We start from the raw sequence: 23269 nt of genomic DNA on the forward strand, positions 1-23269 counted from the left end.
GCACCTCCTTCCACTACCGAGCCTTACAAGCATCCATGAACCGTCTCACCGAACTGTAAGAGCAACGATTACATGTCCACGGTCATTGACAGGAGATACGTGCGCGGTGCTCCCAGGAAGAACGTTCCGAATGAGGCCACGCTGGACCAGTAGTTCGTACCGGTGACGTTCTGGACGTTTGCGCGGAAGACCGTCTTCCTGCCGTTGATCGCCGTCGTGTAGCGGGCGCCGAGATCGAGCCGCGTCCAATCCGGGATCGGCTGCTTGTTCGCTGCATCGACGAACTGCCTGCCCGTGTAGATGACTGCCCCGTTCAAAGTGAGCCCTCTCACCCACGGGAGATCCCATTCGGCGCCAATATTGGCCTGTACGTTCGGAACGCCAATTGGCGTATTGCCCACGTTTGCCGCGATGGCGGTCTTTGTCAGGGTGCCATCCAACAGCGAAACGCCTCCGAGGACACGAACATCGGGCATAAGTTCGCCGAAGACGTTGAACTCAAGCCCACGCACCTGCGTTTCGGCGGTGGCCCCGAAGTGTCCGTCAGCAGCCCGCTCGCCGCTCGCCTTCGATATCTGGAAGGCACTGAAGGTGGTTGCAATCCGGCCGAAGTCCACCTTGATGCCGGCCTCGTACTGCTTGGCGATGTAGGGCGGGAGCACTTCGCCGAAATTGGAAGCCTGCTGCGGCGCTACGTCGCCCCGGCTCAGACCTTCGATGTAGTTCGCGTACAGGGAGACATTGTCCCGGGGCCGGACGACGAGGCCGACCACGGGGGTCGTCGCGCTCTTGTCGTAGGACGTCATCGGTGTGAGATAGTTATTCGCCTCGACGCCCTGGCGCCGGACACCCAACGTCAACAGGACACGCTCATCGAGCACGGACAAGGTGTCAGCAATCGAGAGCCCCGTGAGTTGGCTGTCCGAGAGCGGTGGGCGCCCGGGGATCTCGTTTGCGAACTGAGTTGGCGCCACGGTCGGACTGTAGATGTTCGACGCAACCGGACTGCCATTGGTGAGCCGCCGGTACAGCGCGTCATGATAGACGGAAGCCTGGAAGGTGACGGCATGGCGAACGAATGCGGTATCGAAGCGGGCGCGGACGCCGCCATCATAGGTGTATCGATCAATGCTGAGCCCGAAGAACTGCGGCGTCGAAGTGGTGTCGCCGCTCGTGGTCTTGATGGTCGGAAGACCGAAGAACCGCTCGACATTGGTCCGCGATCCGCCGACGTCGGCGAACAGCGTAACTTGATCGGTTACATCGTATTCGTTGCGCCACAAGACAGATTGATCGTTGATGCGCGACCACTCCCAGGGCTGCGTCACGTTCAGCCGGCCGTCCGGTGCCTTTGGCACTTGCAGGCTGGGCTGGTTGGGATCCATCAGGAACGGACGTGACGGAGCGTCAAACCGATCGGTCTGGGCAATAAGGTAGAGCCAGGACCGGAACCGTTCGCCCTGATAGTCGAGGGCCAGCGCCCCGACGCCCGTCGTTTCGGACTGGCGGTCAATCGGCGTGTCGCCGCCGCGCAGGCTGCCGCTGGTGCGCACACCCCATTCCTTGCTGTCGCCGTAGCGCCTCGCAATATCCCAGTGACCGCCGAACCGTGCGGCCGAACCGTAACCCGCGGTGAAGCGGGTCAGGTCCTCTCCCGCACGCTTGGGCACAACATTGATGACGCCGCCGACGCCGCCATTGGGTGCGATGCCCGAGAGCGCGGCTGAGGGCCCCTTGAGCACTTCGATGCGCTCGACGTAATCGGTGAAGATGCGGTAGCTCGGCGCGATGCCGTAAAGGCCCTCGAAGGCGAACTCACCATTGTTGCCCTCGTTGATTGGGAAGCCGCGAATATTGAAGGAATCGACCACGCCGCCCGTTGGGTGGGTACTGCGCACGGAAGGATCCAGGATCAAGGCATCCGCACCCGTTGCCGCCTGCTGATCCCGGATGAACTTGTCCGTGTAACTCGTCACGTTGAAAGGTGACTTCATTGTGCTGGTGTTGCCGAGCATTCCCAGCCGCGCGCCTTGAGCGACCTGGCCGCCTGCAAAGGCGGGTACGACACCCGGCTGCGACGGCTGCGATTGCACCGCGACGGTTTCGGCCTGCGGGGCGGAAGGCACCGTGGTGCGCCGTGAAGTCGATCGGACCCGGGCGTCACTTCGTTTGGTTGGCGCGCGGCGGACCGACTGTTGCGTCGGAGCATCGACAGTAACGGGTGGAAGGGAGTTTCCGCTTTGCGGCGTTTGGGATTGAGCGGGCGATCCGGATCCCGCCAGCAACGCCACTCCACCTAGTAATGTCGCACCAAAGCGAGTTACCGTTCCGATCCCACCTGCACGTCGCATTCCCAGAAAGTCCCTCATCAACAGCGCGTCGCCCAACGTGAAATGGTTCCACGCTAGGCTGCAACGACCATGGACCGAATATCCGCTCTCCGCGTCCGAGCTCGGCCGACACTTGCGGCCCTGTAAATCAGCTCCCTCGCAGACTCGCACTCTGGGTTGGTTGCCTGCGCCTTATCAGCAACCTCCGATCGCTGGCGATCTGCGCCGCCTCTTTAAAGAGACGCTATGGTGACCGCAACGCAAATGCGTGCGCTGCGACTTAGAATGTCTCGATCATCGACGGCCAGAGTCAGCTGACGCCGTGTTTGGAAAGATTCCAAAGGTGCTTTGGAAAGATTCCAAATCGGTGCTGTTGAAATTCGGCAGGAACGATAGACGAGAGCGCTCTCGCCAACGGCCATGCTTTTCCTGGGCACGTCAACGTAATAGGCCTCGCTTTTTCAGGAACGCTGCAGACCTCGTCATGGGCTGACTATTGCGCGTCACCATTTCGTTCCTGTGCGTCGCTCTCATTGCGACGACATCTGCCGCAGCGCAAGATAGGCAAATAAAATGGAACGTGATGAGCTCTCACGGTGGTTCAATGGGCTGACTTGGTGGTGGAGACCATTATGATCGGCCTCTGCTTCGCTTCGCTGCTGAATTGGCCGATCCTTATCGCCCAGTTTCTGGAGATGATCCAGCAGCGCGCGCCCGCGCCGGCTCCGACCGTATGACGAACTTTTGTTCCGCTGGCACCGACGCGGCGAATGACGGCGCAGTCATTCGGGACGGAAAATTAAATGCTCTTTCCGATAACGGCGTCGTTGAACCTGCAGTTTTCTTCCCATTTGCCGGAAAGGACCGCGATAGCGAACTCGAGGACGGACCAAGGCGTGAAGCCCGGAGGTTCGAGAACGTGCGGCTCGCCCCATGACATCAGCATTCTTCAGAGACACGCGGATTAACAATCCTACTCTGCCGGCGACATCATCGCTTGGTCCGCTCAAAGTCGACAGACGAAATCAGCCTCCGGGTCGCGGCCGCACTGCTTTCGCTAATTAGATCGCATCGAGTCCAAGGCGCTCAAATCTGCCCTCAATAGATTTTTCTGGATCTCCCGGTGCACACGTCGTGCACACGCCGCCCTTTAACAAATTGAAAAAATTGAACTCTCGTTCCAATCCATCATGAGGAAGCTTGAGCTAGGTCCAGCCAGCGACGTCCAATCGCTAGATGGAATGTCGCGGTGCGAGCGAGACTCCTACACTGGGGCGGGAGGGATTGAACCTCCAAATGGCGGAATCAAAATGCGGTGAATTCACGAGTAAAATCAACGAACGTTCTGAATTTTCGCCTTAGGTTGACCCATTGATGGCATTGGTGAATTTCCAGCGTTCAGAATGCCGCGATCGGTAGTCACATGCGTGACGGGAGAAGCGCCAACGGCCGAAGCGGCCTTATTGGACCAAAACTTGCACAGCTCTCTGAGCACCCCGAGCTCAGATTTGTAGGATGGTTGACTCACGAGATCAGCGTTTTGAGATGGTATGTCCCGATCTGCGGTGAGCGGCTGTCGGGGGTTCGAGTCAGGTCCGCTACAGCGCGAAACCCACTATTACGGAAGCCCTGTTTTCTTATCGGCGAGCAAGCTAACTCGGTCGGTGGCATCTTTATAGCCCGCCGGGAGTAGCCGTATGTGCGAGATCCACGTACACCTCCCTGTCCGATGACACCGAGTTCAAATCCCGGGCGCGCAACAAACACCGTGTTACCTGCCTGCTGTAGCCTAAAAAGCTCGTCTCGTTCGCCGCTGGGACGCACTGCGACCGAACGGGAGACGGTTTAGTGTCGGCGCGATGACCGAGAACTCTGTTCTGGAGTGAGAAAGCGCGCGGGCCACGGGGCGCGCCGAAGCGCGCCACTCGCGCTCAAGAGGGCCGCAACCCCAGTACCATCATCAGTAGCACGCCCAGCCATAGTGTCGTCCAGCCTCCGCCGCCGCCCGTCTCGGCGCCGGGAACGGCGACTGAGGCCACTCCTTGGTGCACGGCGATCCGCAGCAGCATCGGCTACCGGTTCGCACAGAGCCGCATGCACCGAGGCCGTCCGTTTTTACCCCTGGTCTGTGGTCAGCCGTGCTGGCGCCGCCACCCAGATCAACGGACTGAACCAGCCCAAGGTGTCAAATGACCAAAGCGCTCCAGTTACCGCGGCCGCTGCCAGTGCGTGGCGACCCGCGAGGTCAGATCCTGATCTGAATTCGCCGGAAGGCGACGGTCGCATTCGGATAGGACTGCAGGCCGATATAGCCGGCGGGTTTCCCGTTCTCCTTGGCAATGCCGCGCACGACGTCGGCGTTGTGAAACGTCGTGGTGCGGACCTTGGCATTGGTTGTAAGGTCGGTCAGGTCGACTGTGTAGTCGTTGTTGGCGACTGCGATCTCATACTCGTACCAGCGCCCTGGAACGAGCTTCGGCGGCGGGGTGTAGGTCTGGAGGGCGAGGTCGAAGCCGCCACTCGGGATCGCGTCTCCCGCCGGAATCTTGTAGATCGCTCCGGTCCGGTTCTTGTTTAGCCCATCGGGCTCGGGCCGAATGCCGTAGAAATCTTTGCTGGTATCGCCGCGCGCCATATCGTCAATCTGGATCTCGAAGCCGGAATGGACCGCGGACCAGGCGCGGTTGGACGCGAGTCGGTTGGCATCACCGTTGGCGATGACGCGCTGGGCGATTGCGTTGGGCAGCGGTGCCACGGGATCGCGGAAGCGCACAAAGATCCCCGAATTGTGGTTGACCGGATCGAAGATCCGGAACTGAAGCCGCAGCGTAAAGTCGGCGAAGGCCTCCCGGGCGTAGTAGAGAAGGCCGAAGTCGCCGCCGCCGTAGGTGACGATCTCGCCGTTGATGAGGGCGAAGCCGTTGCTCTTGTTTGGGCTGACGCGCACCCAGTCGGTGTTGAACGACTGCGCGGTGCCGTCGAACAGCGTTCGCCACGGCGGCGCTGCGCTGAACGCGGCCGGCTTGGGCAGCACCGAGCTGGTCAGGAGATCGATGGTGCGGCGGGCGAGCGCCATGCCGGTGAGCATGGGGTTTGGCGAGCCGATCGTCGGGAACAACGCCGGGCCGGCCACGTAGCAATTGGTGGTATCGTGAATGCGACCGAAGTCGTTGGTGACACCGTTTGCCGCGTCGCTGCTCATCCACAGCGTGCCGGCGTCATGATGGGTCGTGCCCAGACGGTCGCGGCGGTCCCGGTAAGGGTGTGCATTGCGGAGATCGGCCACGCTGGCGCCCGCCGGCACCTGAACCGTCGTCCCGCCGGCGGCGCCAAGAATCTCAAAGGGCTGACCATTGGCGAAAATCAGCGCGACCTCGTCAGTGAAGGCGTCCATCTTGTCCCAGAGAGCGCGATCGGCTTGCGTCTCGGCGCTGCCACCCGCCGGCTGCCGGGCATCGCCGATGTCGACGAACGCGCGTGGACGGCCGTTTTCCCAATCGCTCGGCGTCTTGGCCAGATCGACGAAGCTGTCTGGATTGTGCGGAACCATCTCGCCGATGCCGCGGAGCGTGATGACCACCGTGGTGTCGTCCGCATCGAGCAGCGCGTCCATATGCTCGAGGCTCGGGATCTTCTTGAACAGCTCCGCCTCGGAATCGTTGCCGAAACGGGCGAGACCGGAGGCCGTGATCTGCAGATGGTAGTAGCGATCCTTGCCGGCCACCCTCGCCTTGCCCTTGACGAACAGGGCGGAGACCTGCAGTGCGTTCAGATCGATCTCCTTGGGCAGTTGCGCGAGCGCGGTGCGCGGGATCCGAATGTTCAGGTTGGAGCGCAGATGGGCCATCAGGTTCCTGCCCATGCGCTGTGCCGCACGCCAGCCGAGCGAGGACTGGAAGGTCGTGAGCGCCACCCGAGTGCTCTCGATCGTTCCAAGTGCAAGAACCACGGCCCCCTGCGTGCCGTCGGCCCGCGGCGGCGCGAGGAAGACGACCTGCTCCTGGCCGCTCGCGTCGCGCACGCGCACGCCGGTCACCCGCACCCAGTTGTCCGGCTGCGTCTCGGTGATGAATTCAAGCACTTGGCATTTCGGGACGACCATCAGGCGCTTGCGCGCATCAGCGGCTGGCCCAACCCCGCCAGCCTCGCTTGAGGCGAGCCGCGCGGCTTCGACCAGAATGGGGACCGCACTGAATTTGTTAATGGGGAATTGCCCCGGCTCGGTGCGCGACTGCACGGCGAGCGGTGCCTCCAGCTTCATCATGTTCAAAAGGTCATTGTGGGCAACACCATTTGGCTTGAGGCCCAGCATATCACGCAGATCATCATCGCTTGGCGCCTGATTGTTGTGGCGGCGCGGGAAGGCGCGCACTGGCGCCGCATCCTGGAGATCGGCAAGCGTCAGGCTGGCGAAGGGGCCGTTCGGGCCCGATCCGGCGTTGAGCCCATCGAAGAGCTGGGCCCGCATCGCGACGTGCAGCGGGCCGTAGATATAGTCGTTCGTGCTGTTGGTCCCGATTTGGTCGCCGGCATCGAGGAAATAGTGGCCCTTCAGCTCGTTGACGACGGACGCCGGCCAGCCAGCCATCTCATCATTGTTGGCGTCGTGCAGCAGCTCCGGCGACCACCCGCCCCAAGTCAGTGACCGGCCGCCAACTCCGTAAAGCAGCCCGGCGTAGCCGAGGTCGGAGCCGGGCCGCGTGACCCAGGGAACACCGTAGCCGGGATCGCCCCCCATCCAGGGTAGATTCTGCACATGTTCGGGCAGAACGAATGGGCCTGATTCCAGCACCATGATACGCCGGCTGTGGGTCGCATCCTTCATGAACAGCCCGTTCGCGATGACCGAACCGAACGATCCAGCGCCGATGACAATCACGTCGAACTCGCGCCGCTGATCACCGATGGTCTGACCGGCGCTGTCGATTGCCTCCTGCAGACTGTTGCAGAGGTAACGGCCCATGTTGTCGAGAGTGAATGAGGTGGTTTCGGAACCGAGCAATGTGGCCATGAAGACCTCCCGCGCTGCAGGATGAGACTTGCCCCCGAGGAAACTTACAACCTAAAGCCGAGATTGCATGTGAAACGGCTCACACTTCGGCTGCGATTGATCGATGGGATCTTTTGGTGAATTCGCGGCTCGTTGGAAAATACGTGCGCACCTATCACCGCCGCACCATCGCGTCAGCTATTTCTGTCACCCAAAGGAACACCTGCGTCTCAAATTCGAGCCGCTTGAAATGACTTCATATCTGGTCGACTACAAGGCCTGCTTCCGTTGTGACTCGCAGCGATCGACGACGAGAGATTGTTGTGGCGCGCGACGGAGCATACGCGGATCTACGATAAACCTTCTTCGCATCGGCAGTTGTGGCGCAATCAGCCTAAACGTCGATTTCTCGCGTCACTGCTCGCCAAGCTTTGTGATCGTCATTGCTCCATTCATCTCCGAAGCGGAAAAGACGACTTCGTCTCCTGGTCGCACCGCATCAAACAGAAGCCCATCCTGCACTTTGAACTGTTCGACACTGCCGTAAGATGTCGCCCGGCCAAACCTTCGCGCTGCCTTCGCTGATGACCGATCTTGGCCCGACGGAGCCGGCAATCGATTGGGTGCTGGCGTGCTCCCTTGTCGCAATCGCGATTGCAGCCGCGAGCATCGGCGTGTCTTCAACCACAGCTCGGCTTCTGCGAGAGCCGGCTGCAGCGACTCTATCGGAGGCGAGCCCGTGAATAAGGCATTTGTGTCCGTGCGTTCCGTTTCGAAGACATATCGTAGCGACCGCGCCACAGTTGGCGCATTGCGCGAAGCCTCACTTGAGATTGAAAAGGCGAGTTCGTTCGGCTAAGCGGTCCATCCGGTTCAGGCAAAACGACGCAGTTGCCGCAATCAGCGTCGGATTGCTGACCTTCCAGCGGAACAGCACCGCAAGGGAGATGACGCCGATCGCCGCGGTCACCGCCGCCAAGCGCCTTGCCCATAGCGATAAATTCGGCCCGAGCGCCAGGATCGGCGTGCCACCGGCTAGCGTATGGCAGTACCGATAAGCGCCAATCAGACTTCTCGTAATCATGACTGCATCCCGCTTAAAGGTCAGATGGTGCGTACAGTTGTCCCAATAGATGCGCGAGAGCCCATTCGCCATGTTTCGAAGCGTGATGACGGCCCCCTAAGCGGACGTTGAATTGTGCGCGGGACCCTATCGCCTTCTCAGCATCACTTCAGTTCTTCACGACGACAACCAGCGGCTTGTCCCTGGCAGCTCTGCTGTGAACGACCAAGGCCTTCACGCTTGCGCTGGTACTTTCATTGCGGGCGAGATGGACGAGATCGGCCGCGATGATTCCGGCTTCTCCGGCGTTCAGCCGAGTCCCGGCTGCTCCTTCGATTTCGACGACAAGGCTTCCTTCGAACACGTGAAGTAATTCCTGCGCACCGGGATGCTTGTGCCATGGAGCGGCCGTGCCGGGTGCGAAGTCGACGACACTGACAATCGTCTCCTGGACCGTTTCGCCCTGACTTTCCAGGTCTTTTCGGAGGATCTGGGTGAGCTTTGGCGCTGTCTGCGTCTGTGCCCAGGCGATCGTTGGCACATATGGCAGCGCTGCTGCCGCTCCAGCGAGGTAGAGCAATTCACGGCGGATCATTTTCATCTTCTGCCTCTCGGGTTTCTCGGCGGTTATGGTCCCTCGTCTTGCATTTGCGCTTGGAATACCGAATGAACCCCGTACTCGGGTGTAAATTCCGGGAACCGATTCCCCCAGGCTTTCCCCCTAGTGAACGGGTAAGCGATTTCCTTAGCAGTCGCTTCGTGGGTAGCGGAAAATCACCAGTTGGACACTAAGGGCCATGCTCCGAGCATGATCACCGCGATAGCTGCGAAAGCTTGCTGGCCTCGATCATCGCCCTGGCCCTTCCCTTCAGCCGCTTTACGTTTGCGCCAACAGCCGGGCCGCGAGCGGAACGCGGACATTCCGTCGGAGTTACAGGATTGCAGACGGACAGCTTCGTCGATGAAAATTCAAATCCGCTTGAGGCCGGTTCTGGCCTGGGCCATAAGCCTGATGGTGGCGGGCGCGATCGCATGGTGGATCGCGATGCGATTTCTGGTGCTCACCGATTGACCCGGGCGCGGCCGATTCAACGCGCGGCGAAATGCCGTGCCCCGCTCAGTTCCGCAAACGGCGCACGATCATCGAGCGCCTGGCACTTGGGACGTCGCCTGCATCGACGCCGAGCGGGAAACTCCGACACGCTGCATGCTTTCGGCCTGAACGAGGGCAAGCAGGAGGGACGCGACCGATGTTTTAGTTGTGCACCGCCAGCCCTCGTTCTTTCGCGGCCTTGTTGAAGTAAGCCGCCGCCATCTGGCTGTTCACCACGCCGTGCAGGCAGACGAAAACGATGGTCCTTTCGTCCGCATCATCCGCTCGCAGAGCCGATGACGGCGCCGTCAGGATCGCCAGCAGGACGGCAACCCGGTGTAGGAGGCTCCGAGAGGCCAACTGCATGATTCGCCTGCCTCTCTCAAATGAGCCCTGTCAGCCGCAGCAGGATGCCCGCGACACAGGATCCCGCGAGAACAGTCAGCATTCCCAAGTTGAAGCGGAAGATGGCGGTCGCCGCCGCGATCGACAGGACAAGTGCGGGCACGTCAACCCTCGTCAGCACCGGCGCGTCAAATGAAAGCCCAAAGCTTTTCACCTCAAAGGTCTGCCTGAACAGCGTGTGCAGGGCAAACCAGATCGACAGATTGAGGATGACGCCGACCACCGCCGCCGTGATGGCTGACAGAGCGCCGGCAAGCGCCTTGTTGCCGCGCATCCTTTCGATGTACGGTGCGCCGGCGAAGATCCACAGGAAGCATGGCGTGAAGGTCACCCAGGTAGCGAGCAGCCCGCCGAGCGTCGCGGCCAGCATCGGCGGCAGCCCGCCGGCGTCGCGGAAGGCGGCCATGAAGCCGACGAACTGAACCACCATGATCAGCGGCCCCGGCGTCGTCTCCGCCATGCCGAGCCCGTCCAGCATCTCGCGGGGCGAGACCCAGTGATAATACTCCGCCGCCTGCTGCGCGACATATGCCAGAACCGCATACGCCCCGCCGAACGTCACCATCGCCATCTTGCTGAAGAAGATCGCGATCTGGCTGAAGACATTATTCGGTCCGAGACCGATCAGGAGGGCTGCAACCGGGATCAGCCACAGCGCCAGCCAGATTGCGGTCACGCGCAACGTCCGCGCTGGGTTGGGCTTCACGTGGTCGGGAATCGCCTCACCGAGCATGCTGTCAATAACAGCCGCGTCCTTGCCGCCACCGTGCTCGATCGCCTCGAATTCCTGCCGGCCAAGCCGCGCACCAATAAAGCCCACGATACCGGCCGCAATGATGATCACCGGGAACGGCACGGCAAAGAAGAAGATCGCGACGAACGCGATTGCGGCGATCGCAATCATCACCGAATTGCGCAGCGCGCGCTTGCCGACCCGCACCACCGCCTGGACGACGATGGCGAGCACCGCGGCCTTCAGGCCGAAGAATAGCGCTTCCACGAAACCCACATTGCCATAGGCCGCGTAGATGTAGCTGAGCGCCAGGATGGCGATGATGCCCGGCAGGATGAAGAGCCCGCCCGCGACGAGGCCACCGATCGTCCGATGCAGCAACCAGCCGATATAGGTCGCAAGCTGCTGCGCTTCGGGCCCCGGCAGCAGCATGCAGTAATTCAGCGCGTGCAGGAAGCGGCCCTCTGATATCCAGTTTTTCTCCTCGACAAGGATGCGATGCATCACCGCGATCTGCCCCGCCGGCCCGCCGAAGCTGAGGATGGCAACACGCAGCCACACGATGAGCGCTTCGCCGAAGGAGATGCCATGCGCATAATCCGGCGCGGCGTTCTTGCTGGCAGGAACGTCCGTCATGGCGTCACCTCGTCAATCGGGAGTTCATGCGGGAAAGATTGTCGGATGAGATCGGGATTGCGGCCGACATAATGCGCCCTTGGTGAGAACCGGACGCGATTCTTGGGCATGTCGCCTCGTGGGGAGATCGCTTCCCCATCCACGCAAACAAGGCCCCATGGTCGAATTTGTCAATGTGGAAGAAAGCGTTCTCCATTGCGCTCCCTCTTTTAATCGGCTGCCTTTACCGTGTAGTCGCTGAAATACATGTAGCTATCGGCCTTGGACCACAGGCCGATGCGGCCTGACACCGGCTGCGCCAGCGTGTCTTGGAGGTAGAGCTTGCCGTCAAGATAGCCCTCGACCTTGGCGCCATTGATCCGGACCTTGAGCTCGTGCCACTGCTTGGTCGCGGTCGGCGTATTGCGCACCCATTTGACTGAGGAGCGCTTGCCCTTTTCGAACTTCCACAGCACGAGGTTGTTTTCCAGGCAGTTGGCGCGAACGGCCAGGTAATCGCCATTCGGCTTCAGATTGAACAGGATGCCGGCGGCCTGATCGATGCGGCCCGATAATCCCTCAAAGCGCACCGTGATCTCGCCGTTCGTGAAATTGTCAACGTTGGGCACTACTGCATAGGGAAAGTAAGCGAAGGCCTGAACCCGATCGAGAAATTCCGCGTAGCGTTCGCCGTAGAGCGCGCGCGCCTTGTCGGCGATACCCGCGGATGATTGCCCTTCCTTCCACTGCCGACCGTCGACGGTGAGTACCTTTTTTCCGTTGTCGTTATCGATTCGCCAGACGCCCACGACCGGCACGAATGACTTCGGGTCGGCCCCGACGGTTTCGCCGGAGAAATCGATGGTTATCGGCTGCGCTGCGAGGCCTGGTAAAGCCAGTGCCGCGAGACCGATTGCCGGAACAACCCACGCCATCATGTTTCTGTTGTTCATGAGGGACCTCCTTCATGCGCGAGAGAGTTGGAAGGGGGACGTCGGACCCACCACCAGCAAAGGACAATCACAAGCGGCAGCCCGCCGAAAAACCAGTAAAGTGCGGCGTCGGCGCTGGCGACCAGCGGATAGCCCGGATATTCGCTGCCAGGCGTGGGTTCGGGAGGAGAAATCCCGGCGAGCGCATAGAGCAGCGGCAAAATTTCCCGGGGACTGGTCGAGCGGCTGACGTCGGATCGATTGCCATAGACGTATTCGGCTTCGCCATAGGACTCGTCGGTGCTCCCGCCCGAGAAAGCTTGGCGGCGGCCCGCGAGCGCGACCGATACACTCGGCATGGCGCGCTCGAGTTTAGCCAGCACGTTGCGTTGCAGGTCGGCATAGCGCGGATCTTCTTGTGCCAGATGCACGGTCACGTGCAATGGAAGGCGCAGCGTGCCGAGCAGCCGTTGATCAGCAGACGGAAAGGAATTTCGCCTGTCCTCGGTAACGTCGACGGTCGACCTCACCTGCGTCGCGACGCCGAGCATCAGCGCCAGGATTACCGCGCACGCCAGCGAGCGACGCAGTTTGCCGAGTAGCGGCACGCCGGGCGGCAACCAAACGATCGTGAGCGCAACGAGACCAAGAATCGCGCTAGCGGCGCGCAGCACGAGGCCACCTGCCAGCAGCCCCTGCTCGAACGGGCGCAGTGTCTGGGTCAGCGACAGCTGTGCCAGCCACGACAGTAACCCGGGATTGCCGGCGACGGTGAAATCCAGAACCCACGATCCGATCGTGACGGCGAGCGCGATAATCGCGGCGGTAGCTGCACTCTCGGCAATCGATGCCGAGAAAAGCGCGAGCGCCCCGATCAGCAGACCGTAAAGCAGATGGCCAAAGAGGAGATTTGCGGTCTCGAGCGGGGCCAGGTGGCCGCCCAGAATTGGCCAAAAGACAAGGGTGGAGAGTGCCGGGACGAAGGCAAGACACCAGGCCGCAAGCACCGCGATGAGCTTGGCAGACACGAGCATGGATAGACGATAGGGCAATTGCACGAGCAGGCGAAGCGCGCCCGTTTCCTTCTCCTGACCAAGCGCGCGTATGGCAACGAACGGAAACAGCAGGGTCACCGCCACGTAGAACGAGCCAAGCGTGGGCACCAGAATGCCGTCCAGCGGCGAGAGGCTGTTTGCGAGGACGGGCGATTGCAGCGCCGCCGTGCTTGCTTCGCTGTAAAGAGAAACAGCTTGAAAAAAGCTGTAGCCTACCAGCGGGCACAGCAACAGCAACATGGTCCAAAACGCCCGACCATTGGTGATTTCCCGCAGCTCCTTTGCGAGCAGCGGCCACAGCGGCGCGGCGAACCGGCCATATGCCTCAGGTGAGCGCAAGAAAGATATCCTCCAGCGAGCCAGCAGGCAGCGAGGCTTGTGTGCGCAATTCGTCGAGTGTGCCGCATCCGCGAACCCGGCCGCCGGCGAGCAGAACCAAGCGGTCACAGACCCGCTCTGCATCGACCAGCTGATGAACGGCGAGAATGAATGTTCGGCCGTGAGCGGCATGGTTGCGGAGCACGTCGACTATCTCGCGCGTTTGCCGCAGATCGAAGCCGTCGAATGGCTCATCCATCAGCAACATAGGATGCGGCGCCAGCAGAGCCAGCGCCAGCAAAAGTCGGCGGTTGTACCCTTTCGATAGCGCATGCACGCGCTTGTGGAGAACGGGCCTTAGCCCCACTGACGTGACCGTGTCTGCGGTTTCTGCCTTCGATCGCCGGTAGACACCGGCAAAAAACGACACGACCTGGAAGGTCGCCTCGTCGCGATAGGGACGCACGCCATCCGGCAGATAAAAGAGTGCGTTGCGGCGTTCCGAGGCTGGTAGCGGCTCGCCATGCCAGAAAACGTCTCCGGCTTCAGCGGGAAGGAGGCCGACGAGCGTTTCCAGCAGCGTGGTCTTGCCGGCACCATTCGGTCCGATAATGCCGACGACCTCGCCCGCGCTCGCAGAGAAAGTTACGCCATCAATGGCACGCTCCTCGCCGTACCATTTCTTCAGATCGACGACGCGCAATGGTGGGACCGAGTTCTCGCCCGATGGCACTTCTGCGGAGAGCATGGAACGGCTCCTAGCGCTCCTTGACCTGGCCGCTGCTATCGACGACGAGGGACACGTCCTTCCCGTCTTTCGTCGCCTTGACGGACGTGCCTTCGGGGGTGGATTTGATGTCGCGGATTTGCGAATAACCTGCTGATTGCAGCTTGGCCACAAGCTCCTCTTGGGTCAGGGCATGAGCGGGCGAGAAGGCGCCAGCCATTATAAGACAGCAAAGGACTGCTTGAGAGAAGGCTCGTGCTGACATGATTTCTACTCCTTCTTGATTGCGAACAGGAGAACTCCTTGGCGGGCGCGCGCGGCCAGCATACCTGTATCTCATGCGAGAACTGGGAAAGCGGGCGCCTAGTTCAACGCGACCGCAGCCTTGTCGAGCGCCGCGCGCAGGCCCCTCGCTAACTTGATCGCATCGTCGTTGGCCCAGAAATGGCAGAAGAACAGCCGCGGCTGCTCGTCCAGCATGTGGCTGTGCAGCGCGGTTACCTCGATCCCGTTGCTTCGCAACGCCCTGATAACGGGATTGACCTCGTTAGCCGTCAGAACGAAGTCGCCGGTAATCGCCGCCTTGCCGCTGCCGGTGGGCTGGAAGCCGATGGCCTGGGCGACTCCCATCGGTCCGACCGGTGCGATCTGCATGCCGCCTTCACTGATCGGATCGCGGCGCGGTACGGCGAACTGGTAGACGCCGCCATTGTTCTGGCCCGTGGCGCCGATGATCTGGTCGAGTTGCGCCGTGTCGAGATCGATCGGCGGCGGCGAGCCGGCCGCAGGTGCGGTAAGCGGCGTCTTGCTGGCTAAAAGCGCATCGCGGATGACCGCTGCCATTTTTGCGGGGTCGCCATGACCGCCGACATGCATGTAGAAGGTCGCGGGACTGGCGCGCAGCACATGATTGTGCACGGCGGTAATCTCAAGCCCGCCTTCAATCAGCTTCAGCATGACTGGATTGATCTCGGTCTCCAGCAGCACGAGATCGCCCATTGCCATCACCCCGCCATGGGCTGGCTTGAACGCGACCCAGCCGCCGAGCGCGAGCGCCGGTTTGATCGCAACGCCGTCGAGCGTGACCGAGAGGTCGGTGCGCGGGAATCCGTAGCGGTGTACGTCGCCGGTCACCGTCGCTTTTCTGCCCATGGCATCATCGACCTTCTGCCAGTCGATGTCCTGCGACCTTGCCGCTGTACTGAGTGAAACCGCGACGAGCGACGCCGCGAGCCATTTGAGGATGCGCATCTATTCGTCCTTCTGGATGAGATTGCCGACAGGCTGGACGGCATCAGGCGTGAGCAGGTTACCGCTCGCCTGCATCAAGCTCAGCGCCAGCCAAAACCCTTCGCGAACGCTTTCGGGGTTGTCGCAATAGACGACGGTTGAATCTACAGTGACGGGATGATGGCCAGGTTGACCGGACGGCGGCACAGCAGCGGTCGCAAGTTCCGTATCGGAGCTCGCCGTCGCAACCGTTGTGCTTAGGCTTCGTTCGTCCATGCGCAATCTTCTCGACAAAGCGAGTGCTGCGCAGAGCTTGGACGATCATCGTCTGATGGGGAGTCTGCATATCCCCGCGGCTCTTCTACCGCGGAGTGCGTCGCACGCGCAAGGAATCGGCTGCGGCGGAAATCACAAGGCCGTGCGCATTTTTCCCAGCGACAACTGGAACTTTTCGGACTACGTCGTGAGGGCCGCACGCCCTTTCTTCTGGAGTTGGCGCAGATCGCTTGCGGCTTCTGCGAGCAACCAGTCGCGAAAGGTCACGATTTTTGGCAGCGCCGCGGTCGCCTTCGGGCAGATGATCCAATAGGCCTTGGACAGCGGCAGCGACAGCGAAAACGGCCGTGCCAGATGGCCTTTCAGCAGATCCCATGCCGCGAGCGTGGTGCGCGCCAGTGCAATGCCCTGCCCGTTGATCGCGGCATCAATCACCATGCTGGCGCGATTGAGAACCGGGCCGTGGGTGGCGGCGGCGTCGTCAAGTCCTGCCTCCTGAAACCAGTTCTTCCAGTCGGCGCGGCTGTCCATGTGGATCAGCGGAAATTTCAGGATGTCGGCGGGCTTGCTCAGCCGGCGCTTGCCGGACAAGAACTTCGGGCTGCACACGGCAAACAACTGTTCGGGGCTCAGCCGCACCGTATCCATTCCCGGCCAGTTGCCGTCGCCATGGCGCACCGCGAGGTCCACCTCCTCCCGCGCGAAGTCGACATGGTGCAGCGTCGCGGAGACGCGCAGGTCAATCCCGGTATGCGCTTCGGCGAAATGGCCGAGCCGATGCACCAGCCATTTGGCGGTGAAGTCCGGCGACGTGGAAACCGTCAGCACGCCGGCGTTCTGCCGCTGCAACAGCCGCTCGGTGCCGATGGCGATACGGTCGAGCGCGTCGCGCACGACGGTTAGATAATCGCGCCCGGCCTCGGTAATGATGAGGCGCTGACGCTCGCGGTTGAACAGCTTTACCGCAAGCTCCGCCTCTAGCGCCTTGACCTAGTGGCTCACCGCGCCTTGCGTGACGCAAAGGTCCTCCGCCGCGCGCGTAAAACTCTCATGCCGCGCAGCGGCCTCGAAGACTTTAAGGGCATTGAGCGGCGGCAGGTGTAGGCGCATCGTACCGACTTCATGAGAAAAACTAGGGCAGGCACGAGAAACGATGCTTTGCGGGTAAGCGTCCCGCCGCATTATTGAACAGCTCCGGTGCAGCATTTCAAGCGATTTGGAGCCCTCATGTCCGTCCTTTTAACCGATACGTGGTCGATCCCGCCGGTGCACGCCGCTGACCCGGCCACCCAACTTCATCAATCCAGCTCAGGAAGATCACCAGGCGCCCGGCAGCCCGGATGGTGGAGCTTGCTTGACCGGCCGTTTCAGCGCATGGCGTTGCGCGAAATCGCCGATGACCCGCATATGCTTCGCGATATCGGCCTGACTCGCGAGCAGGCACTGCGCGAAGCCGCCAAACCGTTCTGGCGCTGACAAAAATCGGAAAGGAGAGAAAACGGATGTCCGATCCGATCGTCTACGGCTTTCCGCGCAGCACCTTCGTCAACATCATCAGGCTGATCCTGACGCACAAGGACGTAGCCTACAAATTCCACGACCTCGAACCGGTCATGGGTAAGCCCGATCATCTGGCGCTGCACCCGTTCAACCGCGTCCCGATCCTCGGCCACGGCGATCTCACTATCTACGAGACGAGCGCGATAGCCGCCTATGTCGACGAAGCCTTCGGCGGCGCGTCGCTGACGCCCAAAGACATCAAGGCACGGGCGCGCATGAACCAGTGGATCAGCGCGGTCAATTCCTACTACTACCCCTACATGATCTACCACGTGACGCATGAGCGGCTGGTTTTCCCGGAGCTGGGCATTGCCTCTGACGAGAAGGTGGTGGCGCACGCGCTGCCCAAGGTCGAGACGGGGCTTGCAGTTGCCGAACGCCAGCTTGCCCACGGCAAGAACTTCCTGCTGGGCGACGAACTGACGATCGCCGATTTCTATCTGCTGCCGAGCACGTTTGCGTTCAGCCTGACCGCCGAAGGGCAGTCGATATATCCAAAGTTCCCGGGGTTCTCCCGCTGGCGGGAGCGCATGGATAATCTGGCGGCGACGCAGAAGGTACGCGCGGCGGTTCAGCGGCGGCCGATCGAACACGCACGCGAATGGGCGAAGTCGCACCGGCCGAAATATTGACCGGGAAGACGACTTGCCGCAGAGGCTGTCCGCGGCTAGGTTTGAGGTACGGGGAAACACAGGCTCCCCGCCAGACGGCTCCACCGTCCAAGCCCTGTGCAACACTCGGCGTTTTCCGGGGAGATTGCACATGGACGGAACAATCAGGCACAGCCAAGCGAACGACGGCGTGAGGTTATCATGTCGTTGAAGCCTATAGGCGTGATCGAAATTCCGGGGGCTGCTGGCAGCGCCTTCGATCACGGTATCTTCGACACGACAAGCCGCCGCGTCTTTATCGCCCATACCGCGAAGAGTACGGTCGAGGTGATCGATCCTGACGCCGAACGCCACATCGCGACGCTGCCGGGATTTCCAAGCGTGGCCGGTGCGGTTGCCGATGATGGAGAAATACTAGTCACCAATCGCGGATCGGCGAGCATTTCCTGGCTCAACGCTGGCACACTTAGAACCAACTCCACGCTGAAGACCGGCGCCCGCCCCAATGGCGCTGCCATCGTAAAGCGCCTCTCGCTTGGGATCGCCGCCTGCATTGGCGACGAGAGGGAGGCGCCGTCGCTGCAGGCCTTTCGCCTGAACGATGGCCAACCTGCAAAACTCGACCTGCCCGGCCGACCGCGCTGGTGCGTGACCGACGCAGCGGCGGAACGGCTATTCCTCTGCATCCGCGAGCCTTCCATCATTCTTGTTGCCAGCCTCCCGGACCTACGCCCGCTTGCGCAATGGCCGCTTCCTTCAGGCGGCGCGCACGGTCTCGACATCGATTACGCGCGCGGCCGCCTTTATGCTGCATGCGATGCCGGTGATCTCGTCGAGGTCGACAGCAATTCAGGAGAGGTCACCAATGTATGGCCGATCGCAGGGCCGCCCGACGTGACGTTCTTCAATCCGGCAACCGGCCGTGTCCATGTCGCCATCGGCGACCCGGGGTTGGTCGAGACCATTGACCCCAAAAGCGGCAAGACGATGCGGACAGTCACGGGTGCCGATGCGCATACCACTGTGCTGGTGCCACCGGATCGGCTTTACGTGATCTCGCCAGCCCATGGTGGAGTTCTCGTACTTGCTGACACATAGCCTTTCGATCTCAAGTCTGAAAACAGGAGAAGCACATGAGATGGATCACCCGAGAACGCGTCAAAGTTGATCGCGTGGCTTGCCCATGGCTCATCAAGAAGTTCGTGGACAAGGATGCTGAGTTCATCTTCGTACCGGCAGATACAGTGATGGCGGAAGCAAAACGGCTCGACGCAATACCCTATGACGTAAAGGATGTTGAACTCGGCCACCATGGCAAGGAATGCTCGTTTGAGGCCATCCTGAAGAAGTACAAGTTGACCTCGGATCCGGCGCTTGTTCTGCTCGGCAGGATCGTAAACGGTGCCGACACGGACAACACGTTATATCGGCAGGCGGAAGGTCCGGGACTTGTGGCAATTGCCGAAGGCTTCAGGCACCTCGGCTACAAGGATGATCACGAACTGAATGCAGCCGAATGGATCGTGTACGACGCTCTCTATGCCTATGCGCAAGAGATGGTGAGGCGGGGCAAGCCCGCCGGTCAATTCGCCAGTTGAGCCAGAAACGAATCGCGAGAGCATCAGCGAGGCATCAGCCCCGATGCCGAAACGATCAGCGACACGCCAGCAAGAAGAACCAGCATCAGCACCGCCTTGCGGAACGTTTCGTCGTTGATTGTTCCATAGAGTTTGAAACCGATCCAAATGCCCGCGATCATGAACGGAAGGCCGATGCCGTACAGTTTGACGGTGTCGATCGTGTATGATCCCGCGACAAGTTGCGAAATTGAAATGATCACAAAGGCCGCGAACAGCACGGGTTGAAAGACAGCACGCTGCTTGTCCTTTGACCATCCGCGCAATTGGCAGGAGATGGTCGAGATGACGCCGCCAAGGCCGGTAAGGCCACCTAGCAATCCGTTGGAGATCCCGATCGCAATGTCGGCCGGAACGCCAATCTTCAATGGTTTGATCGGTGGGCGAACCAGATTGTAAACTGCATAAAGGACGAGCAGCGCTCCGACGCCGAAACGCAAAAACGATGGATTGATGTGGGTCAACAGCATCACACCGATTGGAATGCCGATTGCTGTGCCGAGCGTCAGCGGCCAGATGTTTGGCCAGCTCAACTCGTGTCGCAGCTTCGCGATACCGTAGCCCTGAGTCAGCAGGCCGTAGCCCGCGATCAGGGCGGCGGTTTGAACCGGTGTGATGATGTGCAGCCAGATGCCGGACACGACCAGGCCCATCGCGAATCCGGAGAAGCCGCTGACAAAGCCGCCGAAAAATCTCGCTAGAACAAAAGGTAGGAGAAGGTTTCCATCCATGGGCGCTCGCTCCAAAGGGCAGCGAGCAGCGCTTGCATGAGGTCACCCACTTAACGGGGAGGCTGCGACATCCCCGTTCCTATCCTACACATCTGAATCGCATCAAGACAAGAGATTGCGACATCTGGTGTCGAGTTTTGGCGGATGTACTTCCATTGCTGGCTCCAATGTCAGCACCGCCGGACGCTTCAGGGTCAATGCCGGTGGCGATGATGCAAGTCAGGGTAATGCGGGTGCTTGTGCCGCATTGGCTTGTGCTCATGCCAGTGCGAGTGCGGTTCGGTTATGGGGCCGTCGTGGTCGTGCTGGTGATGATCGTCGTGGACGTGACGGTGCTCGTGTTCCAGCGCGTCATGAAAATGCTCGTGCTCGTGCCGTTCGGTAAGGTGGAGCCAAAGCCCTAGTCCCATTAGCAGCGCTGCGAGAGCCAATTTGAGCGTCAGCGGCTCGCCGAGGGCTAACGCTATCAAAGCGCCGATGGAAGGGGCGAGCGAAAAGTACGCCCCTGTGCGCGCGGTCCCGAGATGACGAAGGGCCAGCACGAAAAGAACAAGGCTGACCCCGATCACAAAGAAGTTGTTGTCGATGCCCCAACAGATGCAGGCTCCCCACACCAGCCACGCAATGCCCATGGTTGCGAGGCTTTCAAGATTGAGCAGCAGCGATCCTGATGACGCAGATGTCCGGCCGAGCCCCGGGCTTATAGCGACACAACGTCTTGCGAAGCTTGCCAAGAACGTAGCCGAGGCAGCCAACTTCCTGATGGGCCGGACGTTCCTCGATATCGACATGGCGCGAGCGCAGATCTCCTCGGCAACGAAAGCTGCGGGCTCTAGAGAACAGGTTCCTTTTCGTCGGGGCAGTTTTCCATCCCGCGCGGCACAAACGCCAAGTCGTATAGTTTGTGTTCGCAGTCAATGGCTAACTGCCTCACTGAGCCATTGCATAACTGCTCACTCCGCGAATTGAACCTTCGGCAATTGACTGGCGCAAACTCGCGGCTTGCCGAACGAAATCACCTCCCGAAACATCGGCCCGCCACTGACACCGCAGCGCGTTCAGTTCAGCCTGCTCACGCTAACTGTCTGTGGATTTTCTTTGATCTCCCGGTGCACACGTCGTGCACACGCCGCCCTTTAACACGTTGAAAAAATTGAACTCTCGCTCCAGTCCATCATGAGGAAGCTTGAGCCATGCTCAGCCAATGAGAGATGGCCAGGTCGAATATTTTCCAACGTCCGCTTTGCGCGCCAGCGGCCGCTCGTGCATCATCGACCGACAGCGGCACGCACCGTCCTGACACGCCAACGCTATCGCTCCGGACGCGTGTTCGTGGCCGGCGACGCCGCTCATGTCCACAGTCCGGCGGGCGGACAGCGAATGAACACCGGCATGCAGGACGCGTTAATCTGGCCTGGAAGCTGGCACTGGTATGCCGTGGAGAGTGTGCGGAAACACTGCTCAACAGTTTTAGCATTGAACGCAGCGCCATTGGCGATCAGGTACTTAAAGTCGCGGGCCGCATGACCATGGTGGCCACCATGCGAATCCGACGGCTCAAGCCGCTCGGAACTTGTTCGGCCGAGTCTTGCTTGGATTGGCTTCGGTTCGTAAGGTCATGGTAGACACTATGACCGAGGTATCTGTCGGCTATGACACAGTCCGCTTGACGGACCACGGTCCCACAACATCGGCCTGCCCGCTCCTGGCCGTCGCTTGGCACCAATCGCTGGACAAACTCCCGTAGGCTCAGGAGACGTGCCGCGTTTTGCGTTGTTTGCCGCAAACAGCAGAAACGTATTCCGAGCTCATCGACGCTGCGATTCGATCACCTCTCGATCCCCACGCGATTGTCTTGATTCGACCGGATGGCTACGTCGCATGCGTAGCAAAAGCCGATGATATCGATGTCGTTGGTGATTATTTGGAATCGATCAACGTCCGTGCGAGCGTGGTTGACGCGCTGGAAGCCGTGGCACGATGACCGGCAACAGCGTGCGTCCGATCGTCTCGTCCGTCGTCATCGGCGCGCGCCACGAGGCCCAGCTTCGCGACAAAATCCGCGCGGTCGACTGATCGCTGGACCCTGCGCTCATCGCAGCACTCCGCCGCGCGTGCGACGTGATGCCAGCCTATCCCTATTATCCCTACCGCACCCAGCAAGGTTTTGTGCGGCTCAACCCGTCGTTGGTGTGTGGCCGGCTAGACCGCCTTTGTCAGCGCACCATCGATGATCAGGTTGGTACCGGAGATACGGCTCGCGATTGGGCTGGCGACGAAGACCACTCCTACGGCCACTTCTTCCGCAGTCCCCATCCGGCCGGTCGGGTTCAAGCCCATCGCCATCTTGTAGAGCTCGGGCGAGCCATGCTCGATGTTCTGCCAGATGCCACCCTCGAAATAGGTGTTGCCTGGTGACACCGCGTTGACTCGGATTCCTTTCGCGGCCAACTGGTTGCTCAATCCCTTGGCGTAGTGGATCAGCGCCGCCTTGAAGGCACCGTACGAGCCGGCGGCGAAATCGACCTCGAACCCGGAGACGCTAGAGACGATGACGATCGATGGCGTTTTTGACTTTTCCATATAAGGAAGGGTTGCCGCCACCGCATGAACCGTGTGCATCATGTCGGTGCGGAACGACGCCTCCCAGGTGTCCGCGGTGTCGCCGACCGCGAGTGCACTGACGTTGCACACCAGGATATCGGCGCCGCCGAGTTCAGCCGCCGCGCCATCGACCCATTGCTTCAATGCGGCGGGGTCGGCGACATCAGTCGGCTTGCCCCAGGCCTTGACGCCCTTGCCCTTCAACGCCGTGACCACGCTGTCGATCTGTTCCGGCTGCCGCGCGCAGATGGCGACATTGGCGCCTTCGGCTGCAAGCAGATCCGCGATCGCACGGCCGATCCCCTTGCTGCCACCCGTCACCAGGGCGTTCTTACCTTTCAGTCCCAGATCCATGGTTC

The 23269-nt window shown here is 60.8% G+C and carries 21 protein-coding genes and 2 pseudogenes; 6 read left to right on the forward strand and 17 right to left on the reverse strand.

Annotation, left to right across the window (positions count from 1 at the left end; all coding sequences use genetic code 11):
- Nucleotides 1-68: 68 nt before the first annotated feature.
- The 14 genes from C7G61_RS09175 to C7G61_RS47190 form a co-directional block, all read right to left on the reverse strand.
- On the reverse strand, nucleotides 69-2369 hold the full coding sequence (locus C7G61_RS09175; RefSeq protein WP_108514083.1) for a TonB-dependent receptor: 2301 nt from the start codon (nucleotides 2367-2369) through the stop codon (nucleotides 69-71).
- Between the two features lie 2206 nt (nucleotides 2370-4575).
- On the reverse strand, nucleotides 4576-7341 hold the full coding sequence (locus C7G61_RS09180; protein WP_108513775.1) for a 3-keto-alpha-glucoside-1,2-lyase-like domain-containing protein: 2766 nt from the start codon (nucleotides 7339-7341) through the stop codon (nucleotides 4576-4578).
- Between the two features lie 802 nt (nucleotides 7342-8143).
- Nucleotides 8144-8404, reverse strand: a complete 261-nt coding sequence (locus C7G61_RS09190) for a hypothetical protein (RefSeq protein ID WP_145963584.1) — start codon at nucleotides 8402-8404, stop codon at nucleotides 8144-8146.
- A 148-nt stretch (nucleotides 8405-8552) separates the two neighbouring features.
- Nucleotides 8553-8978: a cupin domain-containing protein gene (locus C7G61_RS09195; RefSeq protein ID WP_190241740.1), complete on the reverse strand. Its 426-nt coding sequence runs from the start codon at nucleotides 8976-8978 to the stop codon at nucleotides 8553-8555.
- Nucleotides 8979-9638: 660 nt separating this feature from the next.
- A complete protein-coding gene (locus C7G61_RS09200; protein ID WP_244608201.1) occupies nucleotides 9639-9842 on the reverse strand; it encodes a hypothetical protein in 204 nt (67 codons plus the stop codon).
- 16 nt (nucleotides 9843-9858) lie between these two features.
- Complete coding sequence (gene chrA / locus C7G61_RS09205; RefSeq protein WP_108513779.1) at nucleotides 9859-11250, reverse strand: chromate efflux transporter; 1392 nt, start codon at nucleotides 11248-11250, stop codon at nucleotides 9859-9861.
- A 209-nt stretch (nucleotides 11251-11459) separates the two neighbouring features.
- Entirely contained in the window at nucleotides 11460-12182 is a 723-nt protein-coding gene (locus C7G61_RS09210) for a LamG domain-containing protein (protein WP_108513780.1), read from the reverse strand.
- Nucleotides 12179-13555: an ABC transporter permease subunit gene (locus tag C7G61_RS09215; protein ID WP_108513781.1), complete on the reverse strand. Its 1377-nt coding sequence runs from the start codon at nucleotides 13553-13555 to the stop codon at nucleotides 12179-12181. The genes C7G61_RS09210 and C7G61_RS09215 overlap by 4 nt, the downstream gene beginning before the upstream one ends.
- A complete protein-coding gene (locus C7G61_RS09220) occupies nucleotides 13542-14237 on the reverse strand; it encodes an ABC transporter ATP-binding protein (protein ID WP_244608202.1) in 696 nt (231 codons plus the stop codon). Before C7G61_RS09220 ends, C7G61_RS09215 begins: the two co-directional genes overlap by 14 nt.
- 55 nt (nucleotides 14238-14292) lie before the next feature.
- Nucleotides 14293-14526, reverse strand: a complete 234-nt coding sequence (locus tag C7G61_RS09225; protein WP_108513783.1) for a PepSY domain-containing protein — start codon at nucleotides 14524-14526, stop codon at nucleotides 14293-14295.
- A gap of 98 nt (nucleotides 14527-14624) precedes the next feature.
- Nucleotides 14625-15512, reverse strand: coding sequence for a DUF1259 domain-containing protein (locus tag C7G61_RS09230; protein WP_108513784.1), 888 nt, complete (start codon nucleotides 15510-15512; stop codon nucleotides 14625-14627).
- A complete protein-coding gene (locus C7G61_RS09235; RefSeq protein WP_108513785.1) occupies nucleotides 15513-15767 on the reverse strand; it encodes a hypothetical protein in 255 nt (84 codons plus the stop codon).
- A 180-nt stretch (nucleotides 15768-15947) separates the two neighbouring features.
- Nucleotides 15948-16661 (reverse strand): LysR substrate-binding domain-containing protein, encoded by a 714-nt coding sequence (locus tag C7G61_RS09240; protein ID WP_244608203.1) that lies wholly within the window; start codon nucleotides 16659-16661, stop codon nucleotides 15948-15950.
- 96 nt (nucleotides 16662-16757) lie between these two features.
- The gene (locus tag C7G61_RS47190) at nucleotides 16758-16973 is read right to left on the reverse strand and encodes a LysR family transcriptional regulator (protein ID WP_338026064.1); all 216 of its coding nucleotides are present in this window, start codon (nucleotides 16971-16973) and stop codon (nucleotides 16758-16760) included.
- Between C7G61_RS47190 and C7G61_RS44535 the strand changes: the two genes are divergently transcribed.
- From C7G61_RS44535 to C7G61_RS09255, 4 genes are all read left to right on the forward strand, one after another.
- Entirely contained in the window at nucleotides 16965-17243 is a 279-nt protein-coding gene (locus tag C7G61_RS44535) for a DUF1127 domain-containing protein (RefSeq protein ID WP_190241741.1), read from the forward strand. The genes C7G61_RS47190 and C7G61_RS44535 overlap by 9 nt on opposite strands.
- A gap of 26 nt (nucleotides 17244-17269) precedes the next feature.
- On the forward strand, nucleotides 17270-17959 hold the full coding sequence (locus C7G61_RS09245) for a glutathione S-transferase family protein (RefSeq protein WP_108513786.1): 690 nt from the start codon (nucleotides 17270-17272) through the stop codon (nucleotides 17957-17959).
- Nucleotides 17960-18139: 180 nt separating this feature from the next.
- Nucleotides 18140-19036 (forward strand): YncE family protein, encoded by an 897-nt coding sequence (locus tag C7G61_RS09250; RefSeq protein ID WP_108513787.1) that lies wholly within the window; start codon nucleotides 18140-18142, stop codon nucleotides 19034-19036.
- Nucleotides 19037-19071: 35 nt separating this feature from the next.
- Nucleotides 19072-19536 (forward strand): chromate resistance protein ChrB domain-containing protein, encoded by a 465-nt coding sequence (locus tag C7G61_RS09255; RefSeq protein ID WP_108513788.1) that lies wholly within the window; start codon nucleotides 19072-19074, stop codon nucleotides 19534-19536.
- 23 nt (nucleotides 19537-19559) lie between these two features.
- Here C7G61_RS09255 and C7G61_RS09260 read toward each other — a convergent pair whose 3' ends face one another.
- Both C7G61_RS09260 and C7G61_RS09265 read right to left on the reverse strand, forming a co-directional pair.
- Nucleotides 19560-20306, reverse strand: coding sequence for a sulfite exporter TauE/SafE family protein (locus C7G61_RS09260; protein WP_108513789.1), 747 nt, complete (start codon nucleotides 20304-20306; stop codon nucleotides 19560-19562).
- Between the two features lie 194 nt (nucleotides 20307-20500).
- Nucleotides 20501-21001 (reverse strand): annotated as a pseudogene (locus C7G61_RS09265) (EamA family transporter); the annotation flags it as partial.
- A 481-nt stretch (nucleotides 21002-21482) separates the two neighbouring features.
- On the opposite strand from C7G61_RS09265, the pseudogene C7G61_RS46975 reads away from it, so the two are divergent.
- Together C7G61_RS46975 and C7G61_RS47815 are read left to right on the forward strand one after the other, a co-directional pair.
- Nucleotides 21483-21931 (forward strand): annotated as a pseudogene (locus C7G61_RS46975) (FAD-dependent monooxygenase).
- A 230-nt stretch (nucleotides 21932-22161) separates the two neighbouring features.
- Complete coding sequence (locus tag C7G61_RS47815; protein WP_476727209.1) at nucleotides 22162-22290, forward strand: hypothetical protein; 129 nt, start codon at nucleotides 22162-22164, stop codon at nucleotides 22288-22290.
- A gap of 218 nt (nucleotides 22291-22508) precedes the next feature.
- Here C7G61_RS47815 and C7G61_RS09280 read toward each other — a convergent pair whose 3' ends face one another.
- On the reverse strand, nucleotides 22509-23264 hold the full coding sequence (locus tag C7G61_RS09280; RefSeq protein WP_057852235.1) for an SDR family NAD(P)-dependent oxidoreductase: 756 nt from the start codon (nucleotides 23262-23264) through the stop codon (nucleotides 22509-22511).
- Nucleotides 23265-23269 lie beyond the last annotated feature (5 nt).

It is taken from the genome of Bradyrhizobium algeriense (assembly GCF_003062295.1).
Taxonomy (GTDB): Bacteria; Pseudomonadota; Alphaproteobacteria; order Rhizobiales; family Xanthobacteraceae; genus Bradyrhizobium; species Bradyrhizobium algeriense.

Excerpts from the sequence above, each read along its gene's own strand:
- C7G61_RS09175 (WP_108514083.1), bottom strand. The coding sequence starts at position 2,369 with ATGAGGGACTTTCTGGGAATGCGACGTGCAGGTGGGATCGGAACGGTA.
- C7G61_RS09180 (WP_108513775.1), bottom strand. The coding sequence starts at position 7,341 with ATGGCCACATTGCTCGGTTCCGAAACCACCTCATTCACTCTCGACAAC.
- C7G61_RS09190 (WP_145963584.1), bottom strand. The coding sequence starts at position 8,404 with ATGATTACGAGAAGTCTGATTGGCGCTTATCGGTACTGCCATACGCTA.
- C7G61_RS09195 (WP_190241740.1), bottom strand. The coding sequence starts at position 8,978 with ATGATCCGCCGTGAATTGCTCTACCTCGCTGGAGCGGCAGCAGCGCTG.
- C7G61_RS09200 (WP_244608201.1), bottom strand. The coding sequence starts at position 9,842 with ATGCAGTTGGCCTCTCGGAGCCTCCTACACCGGGTTGCCGTCCTGCTG.
- chrA (WP_108513779.1), bottom strand. The coding sequence starts at position 11,250 with ATGACGGACGTTCCTGCCAGCAAGAACGCCGCGCCGGATTATGCGCAT.
- C7G61_RS09210 (WP_108513780.1), bottom strand. The coding sequence starts at position 12,182 with ATGAACAACAGAAACATGATGGCGTGGGTTGTTCCGGCAATCGGTCTC.
- C7G61_RS09225 (WP_108513783.1), bottom strand. The coding sequence starts at position 14,526 with ATGTCAGCACGAGCCTTCTCTCAAGCAGTCCTTTGCTGTCTTATAATG.
- C7G61_RS09230 (WP_108513784.1), bottom strand. The coding sequence starts at position 15,512 with ATGCGCATCCTCAAATGGCTCGCGGCGTCGCTCGTCGCGGTTTCACTC.
- C7G61_RS09235 (WP_108513785.1), bottom strand. The coding sequence starts at position 15,767 with ATGGACGAACGAAGCCTAAGCACAACGGTTGCGACGGCGAGCTCCGAT.
- C7G61_RS47190 (WP_338026064.1), bottom strand. The coding sequence starts at position 16,973 with ATGCTGCACCGGAGCTGTTCAATAATGCGGCGGGACGCTTACCCGCAA.
- C7G61_RS09245 (WP_108513786.1), top strand. The coding sequence starts at position 17,270 with ATGTCCGATCCGATCGTCTACGGCTTTCCGCGCAGCACCTTCGTCAAC.
- C7G61_RS09250 (WP_108513787.1), top strand. The coding sequence starts at position 18,140 with ATGTCGTTGAAGCCTATAGGCGTGATCGAAATTCCGGGGGCTGCTGGC.
- C7G61_RS09255 (WP_108513788.1), top strand. The coding sequence starts at position 19,072 with ATGAGATGGATCACCCGAGAACGCGTCAAAGTTGATCGCGTGGCTTGC.
- C7G61_RS09260 (WP_108513789.1), bottom strand. The coding sequence starts at position 20,306 with ATGGATGGAAACCTTCTCCTACCTTTTGTTCTAGCGAGATTTTTCGGC.
- C7G61_RS09280 (WP_057852235.1), bottom strand. The coding sequence starts at position 23,264 with ATGGATCTGGGACTGAAAGGTAAGAACGCCCTGGTGACGGGTGGCAGC.